The 20,776-nt window shown below is 69.3% G+C and carries 17 protein-coding genes; 11 read left to right on the top strand and 6 right to left on the bottom strand.

Annotated features, from left to right (window positions below; translation table 11 throughout):
* Positions 1-30: 30 nt before the first annotated feature.
* The gene (locus tag QRN16_RS10400) at positions 31-924 is read right to left on the bottom strand and encodes a glucose 1-dehydrogenase (RefSeq protein ID WP_285186427.1); all 894 of its coding nucleotides are present in this window, start codon (positions 922-924) and stop codon (positions 31-33) included.
* Between the two features lie 73 nt (positions 925-997).
* Here QRN16_RS10400 and QRN16_RS10395 point away from each other — a divergent pair, with 73 nt between their 5' ends.
* Together QRN16_RS10395 and gad are read left to right on the top strand one after the other, a co-directional pair.
* Positions 998-1,627, top strand: a complete 630-nt coding sequence (locus tag QRN16_RS10395) for a UdgX family uracil-DNA binding protein (RefSeq protein ID WP_027505975.1) — start codon at positions 998-1,000, stop codon at positions 1,625-1,627.
* Positions 1,628-1,676: 49 nt separating this feature from the next.
* Positions 1,677-3,053: a glutamate decarboxylase gene (gene gad, locus QRN16_RS10390; protein WP_222632460.1), complete on the top strand. Its 1,377-nt coding sequence runs from the start codon at positions 1,677-1,679 to the stop codon at positions 3,051-3,053.
* Between the two features lie 14 nt (positions 3,054-3,067).
* On the opposite strand, the gene QRN16_RS10385 is transcribed toward gad, so the two are convergent.
* On the bottom strand, positions 3,068-3,673 hold the full coding sequence (locus tag QRN16_RS10385; protein WP_285186423.1) for a YqgE/AlgH family protein: 606 nt from the start codon (positions 3,671-3,673) through the stop codon (positions 3,068-3,070).
* Positions 3,674-3,746: 73 nt separating this feature from the next.
* On the opposite strand from QRN16_RS10385, the gene QRN16_RS10380 reads away from it, so the two are divergent.
* Positions 3,747-5,087 (top strand): MFS transporter, encoded by a 1,341-nt coding sequence (locus QRN16_RS10380; RefSeq protein ID WP_285186421.1) that lies wholly within the window; start codon positions 3,747-3,749, stop codon positions 5,085-5,087.
* Here QRN16_RS10380 and QRN16_RS10375 read toward each other — a convergent pair.
* On the bottom strand, positions 5,032-6,483 hold the full coding sequence (locus QRN16_RS10375; RefSeq protein WP_027505972.1) for a CCA tRNA nucleotidyltransferase: 1,452 nt from the start codon (positions 6,481-6,483) through the stop codon (positions 5,032-5,034). The genes QRN16_RS10380 and QRN16_RS10375 overlap by 56 nt on opposite strands.
* Before the next feature lie 78 nt (positions 6,484-6,561).
* Between QRN16_RS10375 and QRN16_RS10370 the strand changes: the two genes are divergently transcribed.
* The 8 genes from QRN16_RS10370 (at position 6,562) to QRN16_RS10335 (ending at position 17,820) form a co-directional block, all read left to right on the top strand.
* On the top strand, positions 6,562-7,194 hold the full coding sequence (locus QRN16_RS10370) for an NUDIX hydrolase (protein ID WP_222649985.1): 633 nt from the start codon (positions 6,562-6,564) through the stop codon (positions 7,192-7,194).
* On the top strand, positions 7,191-9,605 hold the full coding sequence (locus QRN16_RS10365) for a DUF6049 family protein (RefSeq protein ID WP_285186419.1): 2,415 nt from the start codon (positions 7,191-7,193) through the stop codon (positions 9,603-9,605). Before QRN16_RS10370 ends, QRN16_RS10365 begins: the two co-directional genes overlap by 4 nt.
* A 9-nt stretch (positions 9,606-9,614) precedes the next feature.
* Positions 9,615-13,553, top strand: coding sequence for a murein biosynthesis integral membrane protein MurJ (gene murJ / locus QRN16_RS10360; protein ID WP_285186417.1), 3,939 nt, complete (start codon positions 9,615-9,617; stop codon positions 13,551-13,553).
* A gap of 76 nt (positions 13,554-13,629) precedes the next feature.
* A complete protein-coding gene (gene sigM, locus QRN16_RS10355; protein WP_056440861.1) occupies positions 13,630-14,208 on the top strand; it encodes an RNA polymerase sigma factor SigM in 579 nt (192 codons plus the stop codon).
* A 60-nt stretch (positions 14,209-14,268) separates the two neighbouring features.
* Positions 14,269-14,946 (top strand): RsmA family anti-sigma factor, encoded by a 678-nt coding sequence (locus QRN16_RS10350; protein WP_056440855.1) that lies wholly within the window; start codon positions 14,269-14,271, stop codon positions 14,944-14,946.
* Between the two features lie 134 nt (positions 14,947-15,080).
* Positions 15,081-16,070 (top strand): thioredoxin-disulfide reductase, encoded by a 990-nt coding sequence (gene trxB, locus QRN16_RS10345; RefSeq protein ID WP_056440853.1) that lies wholly within the window; start codon positions 15,081-15,083, stop codon positions 16,068-16,070.
* Positions 16,071-16,115: 45 nt separating this feature from the next.
* Positions 16,116-16,448: a thioredoxin gene (gene trxA / locus QRN16_RS10340; RefSeq protein ID WP_027505953.1), complete on the top strand. Its 333-nt coding sequence runs from the start codon at positions 16,116-16,118 to the stop codon at positions 16,446-16,448.
* Positions 16,449-16,635: 187 nt separating this feature from the next.
* A complete protein-coding gene (locus tag QRN16_RS10335; RefSeq protein WP_285186404.1) occupies positions 16,636-17,820 on the top strand; it encodes an N-acetylmuramoyl-L-alanine amidase in 1,185 nt (394 codons plus the stop codon).
* A gap of 30 nt (positions 17,821-17,850) precedes the next feature.
* On the opposite strand, the gene QRN16_RS10330 is transcribed toward QRN16_RS10335, so the two are convergent.
* The 3 genes from QRN16_RS10330 to QRN16_RS10320 form a co-directional block, all read right to left on the bottom strand.
* Positions 17,851-18,561 carry a GNAT family N-acetyltransferase gene (locus QRN16_RS10330; protein WP_222646453.1) on the bottom strand — a complete coding sequence of 237 codons (711 nt, stop codon included), beginning with the start codon at positions 18,559-18,561 and terminating at the stop codon, positions 17,851-17,853.
* 212 nt (positions 18,562-18,773) lie between these two features.
* On the bottom strand, positions 18,774-19,766 hold the full coding sequence (locus tag QRN16_RS10325; RefSeq protein WP_285186398.1) for a ParB/RepB/Spo0J family partition protein: 993 nt from the start codon (positions 19,764-19,766) through the stop codon (positions 18,774-18,776).
* Entirely contained in the window at positions 19,763-20,758 is a 996-nt protein-coding gene (locus QRN16_RS10320; protein WP_027505949.1) for a ParA family protein, read from the bottom strand. Before QRN16_RS10320 ends, QRN16_RS10325 begins: the two co-directional genes overlap by 4 nt.
* Positions 20,759-20,776 lie beyond the last annotated feature (18 nt).

Genomic DNA, 20,776 nt, shown 5'->3' with positions numbered 1-20,776 from the left:
AAGCGGGGCGAGGAGTCCACGATCCCGCCGTCACGGCGTCGGCATGCCGCCGTTGACGTTCAGCGTGTCGCCGGTGACGTAGCCCGACTCGGCCGACGAGAGGTATACGTAGGCGCCGGCCAACTCGGCGGGCTGACCCGCACGACCGAGGGGCGTCTCCTGCCCGAACTCCGGCAGAGCCGAGGTGGGCTGGCCGCCGGACGCCTGCAACGGTGTCCAGAACGGTCCGGGCGCAACGACGTTGACCCGGATCCCGCGGGGAGCCAACTGCTGAGCGAGTGCCTTGCTCATCGTGTTGATCGCCATCTTGGTCGTCGCGTAGTCCACGAGTCCCGGTGACGGCGTGTACGCCTGGATCGAACTGGTGTTGACGATGGTCGATCCTGCCGGCATGTGCGGAACCGCTTCCTGGATGATCCAGAACAGCGCGTACACGTTGGTCTTGAACGTGGCGTCGAACTGCTCCGGGCTCAGATCCTCGAGCTTCTCGACGTACTGCTGCTTGCCGGCGACGTTCACGAGAAGGTCTATGCCACCGAACTTCTCGACGGTGGTGCGCACGATGCCGCGAGCCGCGGACTCGTCCGTGAGGTCGGCGGGAGCGAGTACCGCGGTCCTCCCGGCGGTGCGCACCAGGTCGGCCACCTCCTGCGCGTCCTTCTCCTCCGACGGCAGGTAGTTGAGAACGACGTCGGCGCCCTCGCGGGCCAGCGCGATGGCGACGGCGCGGCCGATGCCGCTGTCCGCACCGGTGACCAGTGCCTTGCGCCCGGTCAGCCGGCCGGTGCCGCGGTAGCTGCCCTCACCGTGGTCGGCCTTGGGCTCGAGTTCCGCGGCGAGGCCCGGCGGATTCTGGTGCTGCTCGGGGTACCCGTCCTGTCGGTACTGGGTGACGGGATCGGTGAACGTGTACTGGTCGGTCATCGCCGTGGCATGCCCCGGCCGTGGGGGGTGCCAAACAGGTGTCACCGGGTCCGTGGCGGGTACCACCGAAGACATGGCCCCGAAGTTTCCCGGCGCAGGCACCTTCGTGCCCGAGTCCGACGATCTCCGCGTTCTCGCCGACGCCGCCCGCAGTTGCCGGGGATGCGACCTGTGGGAGCCCGCGGAGAACACGGTGTTCGGAGCCGGCACCCCGTCCGCTCGCATGATGCTCATCGGCGAGCAACCGGGGGATCAGGAGGATCGACGGGCACAGCCCTTCGTCGGCCCGGCGGGTGCGCTCCTGAATCGTGCTCTGGCGCAGGCGGACATCGACCGGGAGCTGACCTACGTCACCAACGCGGTCAAGCACTTCAAATTCACGCGTGCCGACCGCGGCCCGCGGCGCATCCACAAGAAGCCGCTGCGCTCGGAGGTCGTCGCGTGTCACCCGTGGCTCGAGGCGGAGATCCGCGCCGTCGACCCGTCCGTCGTGGTCCTCCTCGGCGCGACGGCGGCGCAGGCGATGCTGGGGACCTCGTTCCGGATCGGTGTCGACCGGGGGCGCGTCCTCGAGGTGGGCGAGGCGAGAGCTGTTGCCACCGCGCACCCGTCGGCCGTCCTCCGAGCGCCGGACGACGAACGCGATGCCGCGTTCGACGCACTCGTCGCCGATCTGCGAGTGGCCGCATCACTTCTGGAATGACACCGGAAGTTCACAGGCACCGCCCCGGTCACCGCAGTAGCGTGGCGTCGTGACGAGAATCCCGCGCGACGGAACGATCTCTCCTGCCTACACCGGGCGCTTGGCCAACGATCCCGTTCCGGCGCTGCGACTGCCGGACGACCGCATGGATCCCGACGTCACCTACCGCTTCATCCACGACGAGCTGATGCTCGACGGCAGTTCCCGCCTCAACCTCGCCACGTTCGTCACCACGTGGATGGAGCCCGAGGCCGAGAAGCTGATGGCCGAGACGTTCGACAAGAACATGATCGACAAGGACGAGTACCCGGCCACCGCGGCGATCGAGGAGCGGTGCGTCAACATGGTGGCGGATCTCTGGAACGCGCCCGGGCTCGACCCGACCGATCCGTCCAGCGCGACGGGCGTCTCGACGATCGGTTCGTCCGAGGCCGTCATGCTCGCCGGTCTGGCACTGAAATGGCGGTGGCGCGCACGTCGGACCGCGGCCGGTGCGGACACCGGTCGGCCCAACCTCGTGTTGGGGACGAACGTCCAGGTGGTCTGGGAGAAGTTCTGTCGCTACTTCGACGTCGAGCCGAAGTACCTCGACATGGAGCCGGGCCGCTACGTCGTCACGGCCGACCAGGTGCGCGACGCCGTCGACGAGAACACCATCGGCGTGCTCGCGATTCTCGGGACCACGTTCACCGGCGAACTCGAACCGGTCGAGGAGATCTCGGCCGTGCTCGACGAGATCGCCGCGGCCGGCGGGCCGGACGTCCCCATCCACGTGGACGGTGCCAGCGGCGGTTTCGTGGTCCCGTTCCTGAACCCGGATCTGGTGTGGGACTTCCGGTTGCCGCGCGTGAAGTCCGTCAACGCCAGCGGTCACAAGTACGGACTGACCTACCCCGGCCTGGGATTCGTCGTGTGGCGCGAGAAGGAGGACCTCCCCGAGGACCTCGTGTTCCGCGTCAACTACCTCGGCGGTGACATGCCGACGTTCACCCTGAACTTCTCACGCCCGGGCAATCAGGTGATCGGTCAGTACTACAACTTCCTCCGCCTCGGCCGCGCCGGCTACACGGATGTCATGACCTCGCTGCGCTCGACCGCGACCCGCGTCGCCGACCACCTGCGCGAGCACGGCGACGTCGACGTCATCTCCGACGGGTCCGACATCCCGGTGGTGGCATTCGCGCTGCGGGAGAACTGCGGCTTCACCGTCTTCGACGTCTCTCACGAACTCCGCGCCCGCGGGTGGCAGGTTCCCGCGTACACCATGCCGGCCCGTGCCGAGTCGGTCTCGGTCCTGAGAATCGTTGTGCGAGAGGGCTTCTCGGCAGACCTGGGTAGGATGCTGTGCGAAGCGATCGACGCCGTCCTGGCGTCGCTCTCCACCGACGGCGACGGGCACTCGCACGCTCGGCACTTCGCCCACTGACGAGAACTTCGGTCTCAGTTCCGGTCGACGTCGATCGGGTGGGTCGCCAGCATCGCCAGCGGCAGCGGCTGACGGCGCAACACCTGCGCCCACAGATCGACGCGCGGCGGGCCCACGACGTCGGACGGCAGCGCGGACACCACCATCCAGTCGTCCCGCTCGAGTTCTCCCTCGAGCTGTCCGAGCGTCCATCCCGAGTAGCCGGCGAAGATGCGCATGCCCTCCACCAGCGGGGCGATCGCAGCCGGGTCGTAGTCCAGGTCGACCATCACGACACGGCCGTCCACTCGACGGATGCCCCGCACGTCGTCGACGTCCACGCCGGACCGCAGCGTGGCCAGACACAGTGCGGAGTCGCGTTTGACGGGTCCGCCCACGTAGAGCGCTTTCGGGGACGCCGCGAGATCCGACCACTGCGGGAGCACGTTCTGCACAGCGGTCTCGCTCGGCCGATTGATGACGACGCCCAGGCTGCCGGCGTCGTTGTGCTCGATGATGTAGACCACGGTACGACGGAACGTCGGTTCGACGAGTTCCGTGGACGAGACCAGCAGCGATCCCGGCCGCACCACCTGATCGGCCGACGCGGTCCGGTCCTCCGGTTCTTCTGCGTGTGCCACCTCCTCATCATGGCACCGGCAGCCTCGACAGTGCGAGAGATGACGCGCCGAGGCGGCGGTTAGTGTCACCCGCGTGACCCGAACGGAGCGGACAGGCGCCGTCGACGCGCTGCGATCCGTCCGACACGAGCCCGGAGCACCTCGTCTGGTCGCGCTGCGTGTCGCCTCTCAGTTCGGCGACGGCATGTTCCAGGCCGCCCTCGGAGGCGCGATTCTCTTCGACCCACAGCGCGGTGGTGATCCCGCTGCGATCGCCGCCGGCTTCGCGGTGCTCTTGTTGCCGTACTCGCTGATCGGCCCGTTCGCCGCGCGGATCCTCGACCGCGTCGATCGAGCGACCGTGCTCGCCCGCGCAGGCATCGTGAAGTCGCTCCTCATCCTCTGCGCCACCGGGCAACTCGTCGCGGGCGCCTCGACGACGGCCGTCCTGATCACGGCCCTCGCCGTCGTCGGAGTGAGCCGGTTCGTCCTCGCAGGCCTGTCCGCGTCGCTACCGCACGTCGTTCCGGTGCGATCGCTCGTCGCGACCAACGCCGCCCTGGTCACCGTCGGCGCAGTCGTCTCCGCCGTCGGCGCGTCGGTGGCTGTCCTGGTGCTCGGACTCGTCGGGCCGTCGGATCGGGCCACGGCCTTCGCGACGGCCGTGTCCGCCGTGGGTGCCGTCGCGGCGACTCTCCTGGCGCGCGGCTTCGCTTCCGGACGACTGGGTCCCGGCGCCGCCTCGGTGTCCGCCCCGACCCGCCGCGTTCTCGCCGACTGGGTGTCCGGCTTCGTCGCGGTGCGCTGTACCCCGTCCGTCGCCGCCGCGCTGGTGGGAGTGGGTGCCCACCGGGTTGCCTTCGGCATCGACACCCTCGTCATGGTGCTGGTGCTGCGCGAGGGCGCGCGCTCGTCCGTCCTGCCCGGCGGTGTGGCGGGCTTCGGGTTGACGGTGGGTGCCGCCGCGGCGGGCATGTTCCTCGCCGCACTCGGCACGCCCGTTCTCCTGCCGCGCCTCGGCCGCACGCGCACAGTGGTCGGTGCGCTGGTCCTGGCCACGCTCACCCAGGCCACCCTCGTCGTCGCACTGGTGCCGGACCTGCTGATCCTCGCGGCCTTCCTCCTGGGGTTCGCAGGTCAGACGGTCAAGCTGACCGCCGACGCGGCCATGCAGACGGACATCGACGACGACACTCGCGGACGCGTCTTCGGAGTGCAGGACACCGTGTTCAACGTGGCGTTCGTCGGCGCCGTGGCGGGCGCGGCCCTCGTGATCGGTCCGGGGTCGACCGCGGTCGACACGTCCGCAGCCATCGTCTGCGTGGTCGCCGGCGTCGTCGCCTACGCGGCGGCAGCGGCTATCGCGCTCCGGATCGGCGTCAGGACCTCGCGGCCCACCACGCCAGGAGCTCCTTCTCCGCATCCTCACGACTGAGCGGCCCGCGATCGAGGCGGAGCTCCTTCAGGAACTTCCACGCCTCTCCCACCTGCGGGCCGGCCGGAATGCCGAGCAGTTGCATGATGGCGTTGCCGTCCAGATCCGGACGCACCCTGGCCAGGTCCTCCTGCTCGGCGAGTGCCGCGATACGCCGCTCGAGATCGTCGTACGTCGCCTGCAGGGACGCTGCACGGCGCTTGTTACGGGTGGTGCAGTCGGCGCGGACCAGCTTGTGCAGCCGGGGCAGCAGATCGCCGGCGTCGGTGACGTAACGACGCACGGCCGAGTCGGTCCACTGACCTTTGCCGTAGCCGTGGAAGCGCAGATGCAGAAAGACGAGCTGCGCGATGTCGTCGGTCAGTTTCTTCGGGAACTTCAGTGCGCGCAGGCGGCGACGCACCATCTTGGCGCCCACCACCTCGTGGTGGTGGAAGCTCACCCCGCCGCCGGGCTCGTTGCGTTTGGTGTCGGGCTTGCCGATGTCGTGGAGCAGCGCCGCCCATCGGAGCACCAGGTCCGGATCGCCGTCCTCGAGGTCGATCGCCTGCTGCAGAACCGTGAGGGAGTGCTGATAGACGTCCTTGTGCTGGTGATGCTCGTCGATCTCGAGCGTCATCGCCGGCACCTCCGGGAGGATGCGTGCCGCGATCCCCGTCTCGCACAGGGCGTCGATGCCGTCGACGGCGAACTCGCCGAGAATCAGCTTGTCCAGCTCGGCGGTGACGCGCTCGACCGTGATCCGGTCGATCTGCTCCGCCATGTTCTCGATCGCCGCGCGGACCCGCGGCAGCATCGTGAAGCCGAGCTGGGCGACGAACCGCGCAGCGCGCAACATCCGGAGCGGATCGTCGTCGAAGGACGCCTCCGGGGTGGTCGGCGTGTCCAGGACTCCCTCGAGCAGCGCGTCCAGGCCACCCAGGGGATCGACGAACTCGCCGGCCCCGTCCGGCCCGATCCGCACCGCCATGGCGTTGAGCGTGAAATCGCGCCGGACCAGGTCGTCCTCGAGCGTCGAGCCGTACTGCACGATCGGATTCCGGGACACCCGGTCGTACTTGTCGCTCCGGAACGTCGTGATCTCGATCTGCCGACCGTGCTTGACCGCACTGACGGTGCCGAAGTCGATGCCGGTGTCCCACTGATGGTCGGCCCAGCCCGCCAGCAGCGCCTGCACGTGCTCGGGCAGAGCGTTCGTCGTGAAGTCGAGGTCACTGCTCAAGCGGCCCAGGAGAGCGTCCCGGACGCTCCCGCCGACGAGGTACAACTCGTGGCCCGCCGCAGCGAACAGCGACCCCAGTGGACCGAGGATGTCGTCGTGCGCGCGCAGGGCCACGGCACCCGACGCGAGGAGCCGTGCGCGGCGGTCCGGATCGGTGGCAGGCGGGGGAGGCACGACGTCACACCCTACCGAGGCGCGCACTTCGCGGTGCGTCCCACCGGGAGCAGGGCGGACGGAACTAGTATCGATCGGGTGTCCGGTGCCGAGCGAGCCAAGAGAACACGTCGCGGTGTGCGACGGCGTCCTCGTGCCGCCGCCGACCCCGGAACACGAGGGGCCGACAAACCCACACTGCGCACCGTTCGGGAGACCTCGGCCGGCGGCCTGGTCGTCGACGGACTCGACGGACCCCGCGACGGACTGTGCGCCGCCCTCATCGGTCGCACCGACCGACGCGGCCGCCTGCTGTGGTCGCTGCCCAAGGGTCACATCGAGCAGGGCGAGACGCCCGAGCAGACCGCCGAGCGGGAAGTGGAGGAGGAGACCGGCATCACCGGGTCCGTCCTCGCGCCCCTGGGAAGCATCGACTACTGGTTCGTGACCGAGGGACGACGCGTCCACAAGACCGTCCACCACTACCTGCTGCGATCCCTCGGCGGCGAACTGTCGGACGAGGACGTCGAGGTCACCGAGGTGGCCTGGGTGCCGCTCAGCGAGCTGCACTCCCGGCTCGCGTACGCCGACGAGCGCAAACTCGCCGAGCGAGCCGGCGAGATGATCGACTCGATGGCGCGCGAGAAGTCCGCCGACACGCAGAACCCCCGACCGGTCTCCGACCTTCCCGCACCATCCCGACCGGTCTCCGACCTTCCCGCCGCCGAATGACCCGGTCCGCACCGACGGCCCGGCGCCTCGCCGTGGTCATGGCGATCCTCGCCGTGCTCGCCTGGCTGACCGTCCCCGCGGGAGCGCAACCCTCCACCCCGCCCAGCGACCCCACCACGACGCGGAGCACACCGTCGCCCTCGGCCACGCTGGCGCCACCGGACACCTCGATCGACGGCACGTTCCTGTCGATCTCCGTCGACGAGGTCACGCCGACCACCGTCTCCACCAGCAGTGCGCCGGTCGTCACCGTCACGGGAACGGTGACCAACGTCGGGGACCGCGCGGTCAGCGACATCTCGGTCCGGCTGCAGCGAGCACCCGCGGTACGCACGGCCGACGAACTCCGGACCTCGCTCACCGAGGATCAGGACCGCTTCGACACGGTCGGGCCCTTCGAGTCGCTCACCGGCGACGGATCGGACACCGCGCTGCAACGCGGCGACACGCTGCCGTTCGAGCTGACCCTGCCGCTGCGCTCGACCACCGGACCGTCACTTGGTCTGGATCGGCCGGGTGTCTATCCGATGATGGTGAACGTCAACGGCAACCCCGAGTACGGGCAGGAGGCACGGCTGGACGACGCCGCGTTCCTACTTCCCGTCGCGGGTCTGCCGCGGGACACCACGGTGCTCGATCCGGCCGCTCCCGATGCCGTTCCGCTTCCACCGGACACGGGACGCCCCGTCGCCACGACGCTGCTCTGGCCGCTGGCCGACCGCCCACACCTGGCGGCGGGCCTGCCCGGCACCGTCGACGAGGAGGTGCGACTGAACGACGACGACCTCGCCGCCTCGCTCTCCGCCGGCGGTCGACTCGAAGGACTGGTGTCGGCACTGGAGTTCGCGACCGGACCGACCGTCGACACCGAGGGCGCACTCGCCTCCTCGACGTGTATCGCCGTCGATCCCGACCTGCTGGTCACCGTCTCGAGCATGACGCGGGGTTACCTCGTGGTCGACGACCCGGCCGATCCCACCGGCCCTGCCTCCGAGGGCAGCGGCGCCGTCGCCGCCGCGTCGTGGCTCGATCGCGTCCGCACCCTCGCGTCCTCGATGTGTGTCACCGCGGTGCCGTTCGCCCAGACCGATCTCGCGGCCGTCGCCGCCGTGGCCGAGCCGGTTCTGACCTCTGCCGCGATCACGACCCCGGCGGACGTCGCCGACTCGATCCTCGGAGTCACGTCCCGCCGCGACGTCCTGTGGCCGGACGCGGGTGCTCTCGACGATGGGGGGGCGGCCATGGTCGCGGCGTCGGGCCGGACGGTCGCACTGCTCGCACAGGACGCCGTGCAGACCGTCAGTACGCCCGACACGGTGACCCTCGCGACCGATGCAGGCACCCCTCCGCTGCGTGCCGCGCTCTACGACACCGAGGTCTCCACCGCGCTGTCCGCGGTGGGCGAGCACCCGACGACCCCGTCCGTGACACCGCGTGAGCAGGTGTACGACGTCGCCGAGGACTCGCGCACGGCCCGATTGCAGGACGCGCTCGGCGCGTTGCACTTCGACGCGCTGAACGCCGGAGCCCCGGACACGGTCGCTGCCACGGACGGCCCACGATCACTCACCGTCGCGCCGCCACAGACCTGGACTCCCGACCGCGACGAGGCCTCCGCGGTGCTCGGCACCATCGCGGGCCTGTTCCGTAGCGGACTCGCGACGCCTCGCTCCCTGTCCGACCTGCTGGCGGTCCCGCCTCCGCTGGAGGCGGCCGAGTCGGACTACCCGGACGCGGCCGTGGAGGACGGCGCACCGGCCGATGTCCGCGATGTCCTGGCTGCCCAGAACGCCCGCATCGGTGCGCTGGCGGCCGCGCTGATCGACGATTCGCGTGCCGCGATCTCGCCCGCGCTGTACGTCGCTCCGCTGCGGGAGGATCTCCTGCGGGCGATGACCACGTCGGATCGTCGGGGCGGGCAGCGCGGGGAGTCGGAACAGGCCGCGCGCCGCCGTGCCGCCGACGTTGCCGCCGGCCTGGACCGGCTGTACGGATCCGTGACGATCCTCGCGCCCGGCGGTGTCTTCACCCTCGCCTCGGAGGCCAGCCCGCTGCTGTTGGTCGCGCGGAACGATCTGCCCATCGGCATCACCGTCGACCTGGCGGTCGACGCGCCCGACGCGATGCAGATCGAGAACATCGGCCCGCAGCAGCTGCCCCCACGGGGAAGTCGTTCTCTGCAGATCCCCGCTCGAGTGAGCGATTCGCGCAAGATGGTGGTGGAGTTCTCCCTGAGCACCACCGACGGGACGCGACTCGGGCAGGCTGCGACCGTCAATGTGCGGTCCAATGCGTACGGTCGTGCTTTGGCGATCATCACAGCAGGCGCCGGTGCGCTCCTGCTGCTGCTCGCGGGCCGACGGTTGTGGCACCGGTTCCGGGGCCAACCGGATCCCGCCGACGAACAGTAAGGATTCTCGATGACGGGGAGCATTCCTCACGGGCGACGGGACGCCGTACCGCGGGCGCCTCGCGCGCCCTGGGAGCGCAGCTCCGATGGGGCGCAGCAGCGCAGCTCCGACGCGGCTCAGGATCCGATGATGGTGCCCACGAGCGTCGCGCCCCCGGTCCGTCCTGCCGCCCCGACCCGCATCCCCCCGGCCGCGGCGTCACCGCAGCCGGCGTCCGGCTCCAGCTCCTCCCGCCTGCTCTCCGCGACGGGTGCGATCGCGTTCGCGACGTTGATCAGCCGCATCACCGGATTCGCCAAGCAACTGCTGCTGGTGACGGTGCTGGGCACCACCGTCGCCACGTCGTACACCGTCGCGAGTGTCATCCCCAACATGATCGCCGAGCTCGTCCTCGGTGCCGTGCTGACGGCCATCGTCGTGCCGGTGCTGGTGCGGGCGGAGAGCGAGGACGCCGACAACGGCCGTGCTTTCGTGCGCAGGCTCTTCACGGCTGCGCTGACCATGCTGATCCTCGCGGCGGTGCTGGCGACGGCCGCGGCGCCACTGCTCACGCGCTACGTCTTCCTGTCGGAGGACGGCCAGGTGAACACGGGCCTCACCACCGCACTCCTTCTCCTGCTGTTGCCCGCGATCCTGTTCTACGGCCTCTCCGCACTGTTCACGGCGATCCTGAACACTCGGCAGAACTTCAAGCCCGGTGCCTGGGCACCCGTGCTCAACAACCTGGTGGTGCTCGCCGTCCTGGTGATCTACCTCGTCGTACCGGGCGAGATCTCCCTCGATCCGGTGCGCATCAGCGACCCGAAGCTGCTGGTGCTGGGCGTCGGCATCACGCTCGGCGTCGTGGTCCAGGCCCTGAGTCTGGTGCCCGCGCTGCGGCGCAACAAGATCGATCTGCGCCCGCTGTGGGGGCTCGACGACAGGCTGCGTCAGTTCGGCGGCATGGCCGTCGCGATCGTGCTCTACGTCGTCATCAGTCAGGCCGGCATGGTGTTCGCGACGCGCATCTCCTCGCACGTCGACCCCGCCGGCCCGCTCATCTACAACCAGGCCTGGATCCTGCTGCAGCTGCCGTACGGCGTGCTCGGCGTGACGGTGCTGACGGCGATCATGCCCCGGCTGAGCCGCAACGCCGCCGCCAAGGACACCCCGGCCGTCGTCGACGACCTGTCGGTGGCCACCCGGATGACCATGCTCGCGCTCATCCCGGTCATCGGCTTCCTCACCGTGGCCGGCCCGCAGGTCGGCGAGGCTCTGTACGGCTACGGCAACTTCGGCGCAGCCGACGCCGAGCGACTCGGCGAAGCCGTCAGCTGGTCGGCCTTCACCCTCGTTCCCTACTCGCTCGTCCTGATCCACCTGCGGGTCTTCTACGCCCGCGAGCAGGCGTGGACGCCCACGTGGATCGTTCTCGGCATCACCGGCGTCAAGATCGCGCTGTCCGCCCTGACGCCGTTCCTGGCGACGTCGGATCGATCCGTGGTCCTGTTGCTCGGCGCGGCCAACGGTCTCGGCTACATCACCGGGGCGATCATCGGATGGATGCTGCTGCGTCGCAGCCTCGGCGAACTACGACTCGCGGGAGTGCGGCGGACGGTCGCGGCGACGCTGATCTCCACCGCGATCGGCATGCTCGCGGTGTTCGCGGCCGACACGGCCCTCGGGCTCGACCGTCTGACCGGACCGGGCGCGCTGCTCCGCGTCGCTTTCGACGGCGCAGTCATGCTGCTGATCACCGGTCTGTGCCTGTACCGGGCACGGATCCCGGAAATCGAATCCATCACCGTCGCGGTGGCGCGTCGCCTCGGCCGCGCCCCGGCCGTGACGTCCGGACCTGTGACGACAGCGCATGTCGGGACCGATCCGATGTACGCGGAGACCGAGTTGATCCCTGCGATCGGCGGCCCCGACATGCCCCCGCTGGGTCGGCCGACCGAGGGGTTCGGTCGGGCCACCGGCGCGGGTCGGCTCCCGTACCCTGACAGGCGAGTGGACCCGCGAGCACACGGCGGTTCCCGCGCGCCGATGTACACCGGAGACGAGTCGGAGACGACGATCATCCCCGCGTACACCGGCGCGTTCACGACCAGTAGTGACGAAGGAGTGTCAGTGACCGACGACGAGGGTGCACGGGGGCGTACGCCGTCCGAGGCCGAGGACGCCGCTCAGCCCGGTGGCGTGTCCACCGACGACCGTCGCGTCGCCGACTCCGATGCCGCCACCGGGTCGTCCGAGGACACCGACCGGCAGCACGACGCGTCCACCACGGATCCGATCGAGTCGAGCCCCGACGTGTCCGGCCAGGCCGACGTCACCGAGACCGAGCGCACGGCCGACGAGACCGAGTCCGGACTCGTCGACACCGGCGTCATGCCGGTCGGATCGCCCACGCTGCCCCCGGCCGTCCCCGTCGCCGAGTCGCCCCGCACACCGTTGCGCGGACCGAAGCTCATCCCCGGCGCGTCGGTCGCCGGCGGGCGCTACCGCCTTCTCGCACCGCACGGCGGCGCACGCGGCCTCAAGTTCTGGCAGGCCCACGACGTCAAGCTCGACCGCGAGGTGGCCCTGACGTTCGTCGACGCCGACCAGCGATCGACCGGCGACGCCCCGGAGCGCGCCGACGGCCCGCAGGCCGTGCTGTCCCGGACTCTGCGCCTGGGCCGGATCAACTCGCCCGGCCTCGCCCGCGTCCTCGACGTCGTCCGCGGCAGCTCGGGCGGCATCGTCGTCGCGGAGTGGACTCGCGGACGATCCCTGCGCGAGATGGCCGACACGGAACCGTCGCCCCTGGGCGCCGCCAACGCCATCAAGTCGCTGGCCGCTGCGGCCGAGGCCGCCCATCGCGGCGGCGGCGCACTGTCCATCGACCACCCGGACCGTGTGCGCATCAGCATCAAGGGTGACGCCGTTCTCGCGTTCCCGGCCACCTTCGGTGATACCGATCCCGGCTCCGACGTACGCGGACTGGGCGCGATGCTCTACGCCCTGATCACCGCGCGGTGGCCCCTGGGCGACCCGTCGGGCCCCGCGACCGTCGGCGGGATGCGCATCGCCGATCGCACGGCGTCCGGTGCGGCCGTCGAGCCCCGCGAGATCCGCCCCGACGTACCGTTCGAGATCTCCGCCGTCGCCGTGCGTGCCCTCGAGCAGAACAGCGGCATCCGGACCGCCGCCACCGTGCAGCACATCCTCGGCCAGGCCGCGGTGGTCAACGAGAAGACCGAGATGATCCCCGCACTGCGGCTGGGTCAACGGCCGCCCGGATCGACCGGTCACGCACTCGCCGACCCCGAAGACGAGCCGCCCGCGGACCGCTCCAACGTCATGGTCGCCGCGTTGGTGGGCCTCGGAGTCCTCACTGTCGTGGTGCTCGGCCTCGTCGGCTGGTGGCTCGCCAACCTGTTCGCCGGCGGCGGTTCCGACGAACCTCTCACCGAGCAGAACTTCGGGCTCACGACGTCCGCGTCGGCTCCGGCCGCGCCCGGAGAGGCGGCACCCGCGCCGACCACCGTGCCCGTCGCTCTGTCGTCCGTCGACGTCTTCTCGCCGCAGGGCACCCCGGACAACCCGGGCACCGTCGACAACGTGGCCGACAACGACGCGGGGACGGTGTGGGAGACGGACTCGTACTTCAACCCGTTCCCGTCCCTCAAGTCCGGCGTCGGCATCATGGCGACGCTGGACCAGGAGACCACTCCCGCCAGCGTCTACGTGAACTCGCCGTCGCCCGGCACGGTCGTCGAGATCCGGTCGGCCACCAGCGCGACACCCAGCCTGGACGAGACCCAGGTGATCGGGTCCGCGACGCTCGGCAACGGCCTCACCGACATCGCCGTCACACCCGACGGACCCGTCCGGTACGTGCTGTTCTGGATCACGGATCTCAGCACAGCCGGTGGCGGCAACCAGAGCACCATCGCGGACATCGGGGTCTCCGCAGCATCCTGATCGCCGCGTGTCGTGCGCTGTCACAACAGATTTCGTGACCAGCTCGGACGGTTCGTTTCTGGGCTAGCCTCCGCGGGTGCGACAAATCGGGGGAGTCGCGGGTGGTGAGGCCACGGACGGCGAGCTGCTCGCGGCGCACATCGCGGGGGACGCGACGGCTTTCGCCGTGCTCGTACGGCGCCACCAGGACCATCTCTGGCTCACGGCACGGAGGGCCAGCTACTCCGCGGAGGACGCGGCGGACTCCCTCCAGGAGGCGCTGCTGTCCGCGCACCGCACCGCCGCCTCGTTCCGTGCGGACGCCGCCGTCCGCAGTTGGCTGCACCGGATCGTCGTCAACGCGTGCCTCGACCGCATCCGCCGCAATCGCGTCCGACCCACCGTGCCGCTCGGGGAGGAGACCCGCGAGCCACGTGATCCCTTCGACCGCTACGCCGACGTCGATCTCTCCCTCGTCGTCGAGAAGGCACTGTTCTCACTCCCTCCCGACCAGCGCGCCGCGATCGTCGCCGTCGACATGGAGGGGTACTCCGTCGCCGATGCCGCCGCGGCGCTCGGGGTTCCCGTCGGCACGATCAAGAGCCGTTGCGCCCGGGGCCGTCAGAAGCTCGCCGTCGTCCTCGCCTCCGTCCGTGTGCAGAACTCGGACGAGTGAGGGGAACCGGGGACCCGCCGCGGGCGTCCAATCTGTCATGGCGACAGACGAGGCGGTGACGTGTCCGTGACCGACCGCGCTCCCCTCACTCCCGACCTCCTCGCCGACCTGCACGCGGGCCTGCTCCCGGAGGACGAGGCCGCCCGCATCCGCGAGCGCGTCGAGACCGATCCCGAGGCAGCGGCCCGTCTGGCCGACCTGGACGCCGTCGTCGACATGGTGCGCGCACGGGGCGCCGATCTCACCGCCGGTGTCACGATGCCGCCCGACGTCGCCGCGCGACTGCACGGCGCACTCACCGGAGTACCGCGGGACGAGTTGGCGGCACGACGCTCGGGCCGACGCACCCGGATCCCGATCATCGCGGCGGCCGCGGCGATCGTCGCGCTGGTGGGGGCCGGTGCCGGCCTGGCACTCGCGTCCATCGAGACGGTCGGGGGCGGTGATCAGGTGATCGCCTCGGCCCGGCCACTCGACGACCGCACGGTGTTGTCCGTCGTCGGGTCGGTCGATCGAGGCCGCTTCGTCGATGCCGCCGTGCTGGCCGGTTGCCTCGAGGCCAACGGCATCCCGGCGTCGGCCACGGTGGTCGGATCCGGCCCGGTCACCCTGGACGGCATCGAGGCGACCCTTCTCGTCACGGCCGGGACCACGCCCGGTTCGCTCGTCGCGGTCGCTGTGGGCGACTCCTGCGGTCCGGACGATCCGGACACGGTCTCGCGCGCGGAGATCGGCTGACACGCCCGGTGCCGTCGCCTCGGGCCGCCTGCCTCGAGTGAGGGAACAACGTCTCCTGACCTAGTGTTGAGGGCATCAGAGGGCGAGCGCTGGAGCGCCGACCCTGGTTCCACACACGATCTCGGAAGGCGAAGATGACTACTTCGGACATCCACGACCTGATCATCGTCGGGTCCGGTCCCGCCGGCTACACCGCTGCGGTGTACGCCGCTCGCGCGGAGCTGAAGCCCCTGGTGTTCGAGGGCACCCAGTTCGGCGGCGCGCTGATGACCACGACCGAGGTGGAGAACTTCCCCGGCTTCCGTGACGGCATCATGGGCCCCGACCTCATGGAGCAGATGCGCGAGCAGGCCATGCGATTCGGCGCCGACATCCGCACCGAGGACGTCGAGGAGCTGTCACTGACCGGTGACGTCAAGACCGTGACCGTCGACGGCACCGAGTACCGTGCCCGCGCGATCATCCTGGCCATGGGTGCCGCCGCACGCTACCTCGGTGTTCCCGGAGAGCAGACGCTGCTCGGCCGCGGCGTCTCCGCGTGTGCGACATGCGACGGCTTCTTCTTCCGCGACCAGGACATCGCCGTCATCGGTGGTGGCGACTCCGCCATGGAGGAGGCCACCTTCCTCACCCGTTTCGCGCGCTCGGTCACCATCGTGCACCGCCGCGAGGAGTTCCGTGCGTCGCGCATCATGCTCGAGCGCGCCAAGGAGAACGAGAAGATCACGTTCGTCACCAACGCCGACGTCGTCGAGGTGCAGGGCGAATCGGGAGTCACCGGCCTGAAGATCCGTGACACGGGATCCGGTGAGGAGCGCGTCCTCGATGTCACCGGCGTGTTCGTCGCCATCGGCCACGACCCCCGCTCCGAGCTCGTCCGCGGACAGGTCGAGCTCGACGACGCGGGCTACGTGGTGGTTCAGGCGCCTACCACGTCCACCTCCATCGACGGTGTCTTCGCGGCCGGCGACCTGGTGGATCACGTCTACCAGCAGGCCATCACCGCGGCCGGTACCGGCTGCGCCGCGTCCATCGACGCCGAGCGCTGGCTCGCCGACCAGGGCGACATCACCGAGAACACGCTCGAGAACGCCGACCGCGACGTCGACGTCGTGAGTGTCTGAGCACCGTCCATCCCGCTACGTCCGGCACACGAGAGGCACGAGAACATGACCGACAAGAACACCGTCACGATCAGTGACGACACCTTCGCCACCGAGGTCCTGCAGAGCGAGAAGCCCGTCCTGGTCGACTTCTGGGCGACGTGGTGCGGACCGTGCAAGATGGTCGCACCGGTGCTCGAGGAGATCGCCGGAGAGCACGCAGACAAGATCACCGTCGCCAAGCTCGACATCGACGCGAATCCGCAGGCAGCGCGTGACTTCAAGGTGATGTCCATCCCCACCATGATCCTGTTCCAGAACGGTGAGCCCGTGAAGACCATCGTCGGAGCCAAGGGTAAGGCCGCGCTGCTGCGCGACCTGGACGGCGTCCTCGCCTGACCTGACATTCCCGCACCACCACACGCCCGGCCTGTCCATGACACGCCGGGCGTGTGTGCGTTCTGCGGCCGGGACGATTGTGGGAGGAGCATGATCTTCTGAGACAATCGTCCATCAGGAACACCCACCGGGGACGTGTACCGCCGGTCGCCGTTGCGACCGGTCACGAAGAAGGGTCGACGACAGTATGAAGCCACTCCGCCACGGCGATCGAGGTCCAGCCGTCGCGGAGGTCCGGGACATCCTCTCGGGTCTCGGCTTCCTGCCTCCCTCGGCCGCGGTGGACGGCGACTGTGCCTGGGCGGAGCCGGACGTCCTGTTCGACGCCGCTCTCGACGAGGCCGTCCGCGCGTTCCAACAGCAGCGCGGTCTCCTGGTCACCGGCGAGGTCGACACCGCCACGTACCGCTCGGTGAAGGAGGCATCCTTCCGACTCGGCGCTCGCACCCTGATCTACCAGCTCTCCGCTCCGCTGTACGGCGACGACGTCGCCACCCTGCAGCGTCGCCTGCAGGACCTGGGGTTCTACAACGGACGGGTCGACGGCTACTTCGGTGGCGAGACGCACGAGGGTCTGTCGTCCTTCCAGAGCGAGATCGGACTGTCGCCCGACGGCATCTGTGGACCCGCCACCCTGCGTGCCCTCGACCTGCTCGGCACCAGGGTCACCGGCGGATCGCCGCACGCGATCTCCGAGGAGGAGCTCGTCCGTCGGTCGGGACCGCAGCTGACGGGCAAGCGCATCGTGATCGACCCGGGACTGGGTGGCGTGAACTCCGGCATGGTCGTCCAGACCCCCGACGGTCCGCTGACCGAGGAGGCGATCCTGTGGGATCTCGCCGGACGGCTCGAGGGGCGCATGGCGGCGACCGGTATGGAGACGTACCTGTCGCGTGCCCGGTCCGCGGATCCCAGCACGGCTGAGCGTGCCGAGACCGCCAACGGTATCGGCGCCGACCTCATGATCTCGCTGCGCTGCAGCAGCTACCCGTCGCCGGTGGCGCACGGTGTGGCCAGCTTCCACTTCGGCAATTCACACGGCTCCGCGTCGCTCATCGGTCAGGTGCTCACCAGCTACATCCAGCGTGAGATCGTGGCACGGACCTCGTTGCAGGACTGCCGGAGTCACGGTCGCACGTGGGACCTGCTGCGTCTGACCAACATGCCGACCGTGCAGCTCGAGCTGGGTTACCTCACCAGCCACGAGGACGTCGAGGTGCTCGCCGATCCGCGGATGCGCGACATCATCGCGGAGGCCGTCCTCGTCGCGGTGAAGCGCCTGTATCTCCTCGGCCAGGACGATCAGCCGACGGGAACGTTCACCTTCGCCGAGCTGCTCGCCTACGAGCTGTCTGTCGCCGAGGGCGCCTGACACTCCTCCGTCCGGCCGGCCGGACGTCGCTCAGCGAGCCCCGACGGGCACGCGAGCATCGGCTTCCACCACGGTGAGTGCTGCAGCCTCCAGCAACCGCTCGAGCGCAGCCTCCACGTCTTCCTTCCACCCGTGGTCCCGATCGAGCTCCAACCGGAGCCGCGGGAACCGGTGATGCGGAGCCACGACCTCGAAGCCGTACTTCTCGAGGAAGTCGGCGTCGATCATGCAGGTCGCCTCCCCGCACGGTGGGGTGTCGATGAGGGACCGGCGTTCGTCGACCTCGTTATCCTCGAGCCGGACTCCGAACGCCTCGAGAGCTCGCACACCACGGTTGACGAGATCGCGCACCACTGCGTGCAGGAGCGTGTCCCGAATTCCGTCACCGTCCTCCGCGGACAGCGGTGAGTAGAGCGACGTCAACAGGACTGCATCCGGACTGACCGGTGCGGTGGGGAAGTGCGCGACTCGGGGCACGGCGCCGGGAGGTGCGTACAGAGCGCACCCCACCGAGTCGGAGGACGCCGGTACATCGGCGCCCGCGACATCGGTGGCGACCTGTCCGCACGGACCCCACTCGAGCATGACCATCGACAGCCACGCTTCCTTCTCGAATTCGGTGTCGACGAGAGTTGCCGTGGAGGGGGCCGCGGGATCCATGGTCCAGAAGACGCACTGGCGGTCGTGTGCCGGCAGCGCATCGAATCCGCCGAGGGTGAGTGTGGAGACGACGATCGACACGCGTTGACTCAGCCTCCGTACCCCGACTCGCGGCGGCGACGAGCCTCCGCGACTGTGTGTGCCCCTTCAGGATAAGCGATAGGCCTCTCCCGAGGACACCGCGTCGCCTGCCAGACGAAAGTCGAAGCAGTGCACTGACTTTCGGTTTCGATGGCGAACTTACGTCACAGTGACGAAAAGAGCGTGGGTGGCCGTATGCGCGATCGACGCGGTCACGACGACTTCTGGCGTTCCATCATCTCCACGATGCGCTGAAGGTCGTCCACGGAGCCGAACTCGACCACGATCTTGCCTTTACGCTTGCCGAGGCTCACGGTGACACGGGTGTCGAACGATTCGGAGAGCCGCTCCGCGACGTCCTGCAGACCCGGCATCTGGATCGGCTTGCGTTTCGGAGCCGGCGCCGGCGCAGCCGGGTCCTCCCGATTCGCGAGAGTCACCGCCTCTTCGGTGGCTCGCACCGACATGCCCTCGGCCACGATGCGTGCCGCCAACTCCTCCTGTGCCGCGGCGCCCGCCTCGAGCGACAACAGTGCTCGAGCGTGACCGGCGGACAGAACGCCCGCCGCCACGCGCCTCTGTACGGGAATGGGGAGCCGTAGAAGCCTGATCATGTTCGTGATGACGGGGCGTGATCGACCCAGCCGCGCAGCGAGCTGATCGTGCGTCACGTCGAACTCCTCGAGGAGCTGCTGGTACGCAGCCGCCTCTTCGAGGGGGTTCAGCTGGACCCGATGAATGTTCTCGAGGAGCGCGTCGCGGAGGAGTGTGTCGTCGGCTGTCTCGCGCACGATCGCCGGAATCGCATCGAGTCCGGCTTCCTGGCTCGCCCGCCATCGCCGCTCACCCATGACCAACTGGTAGCGATCTTCGCCGATCTGGCGGACCACGATCGGCTGCATGAGGCCGAACTCGCGGATCGAGTGCACCAGTTCGTCGAGCGCTTCCTGCTCGAACACCGAGCGCGGCTGCTTCGGATTCGGTTCGATCTTGCTGGGTGCGATCTCCCGATAGACCGCGCCGGCGGGCGAGAGGTCGTCCTCCACGATGGACGGTGGGGTGGGGGACGGAGCCGTCGCCGTGCGGGACTCGCCACCGATGACGACGTCCGCGGCCGCCGATCCCAGGCCGGAACTCTGACCGGGGGATGTCGGAATGAGAGCCGCCAGACCGCGGCCGAGACCGCCCTTCTTGGTCGAACTCATGCCGTTCCCTCCGTTGCTGCGTTCATGCTCGCGCTCCGCGCTGCCATCTCACGCCCCGCGTCGAGATAGGACATGGCGCCACGTGAACCCGGGTCGTAGTCCAAGACGGTCATTCCGTATCCGGGAGCTTCGGAGACCTTCACGCTGCGAGGAATCACCGACTTGAGTACGGCATCACCGAAGTGCTTGCGCACCTCGTCGGCCACCTGGTCGGCGAGCTTGGTTCGGCCGTCGTACATCGTGAGGATCACGGTGGACACGTGCAGACGCGGATTGAGGTGCGCCTGGACCAACTCGATGTTGCGCAGCAGCTGACCGACGCCTTCCAGTGCGTAGTACTCGCACTGGATGGGGATGAGCACCTCCGTTGCCGCGACCATCGCGTTGACGGTCAGGAGTCCGAGCGACGGCGGGCAGTCGATGAGGACGAAGTCGATCTGCAGATCGTCGAGCGCCGCGCTGGACAACGCGGTCTTGAGTCGACCTTCGCGAGCCACCATGGAGACCAGCTCGATCTCGGCGCCTGCCAGATCGATCGTCGCCGGGATGCACATCAGGCGATCGTTCTTCGGGCTGCGTTGAATGGCCTCCACGGCGGTGATCTCACCGAGGAGCAGCTCGTAGCTGGACGGGGTGCCCGACGTGTGGACGGCGCCGAGAGCCGTGGACGCATTGCCCTGGGGATCCAGATCGACGACCAGAACAGACAGTCCTTGCACAGCGAGTGCCGCGGCGATGTTCACCGCCGTCGTCGTCTTGCCGACGCCGCCCTTCTGGTTGGCGATCGTCAGCACTCTCCGAACCGGGGGTCGCGGCAGAGCGACGCCGCTCTTGTGCAGAACCTGGCTCGCGCGCTGCGCCGCCGCACCGATGGGGGTGTCGTCCGACGTGATGGGGGAGTAGCCGTAGGACTCCGATGCCGATCGTGTTTCACGTGAAACGTCGACGGCGGGTGTTTCACGTGAAACAGCGGCTTCGGATTCACCCGACATGACTTGCTCCTTCGACAA

Origin of the sequence: Rhodococcus sp. MEB041 (genome assembly GCF_030208955.1) — a bacterium.
GTDB lineage: Bacteria > Actinomycetota > Actinomycetes > Mycobacteriales > Mycobacteriaceae > Rhodococcoides.
This window is presented reverse-complemented; position numbering and strand designations above follow the sequence as displayed.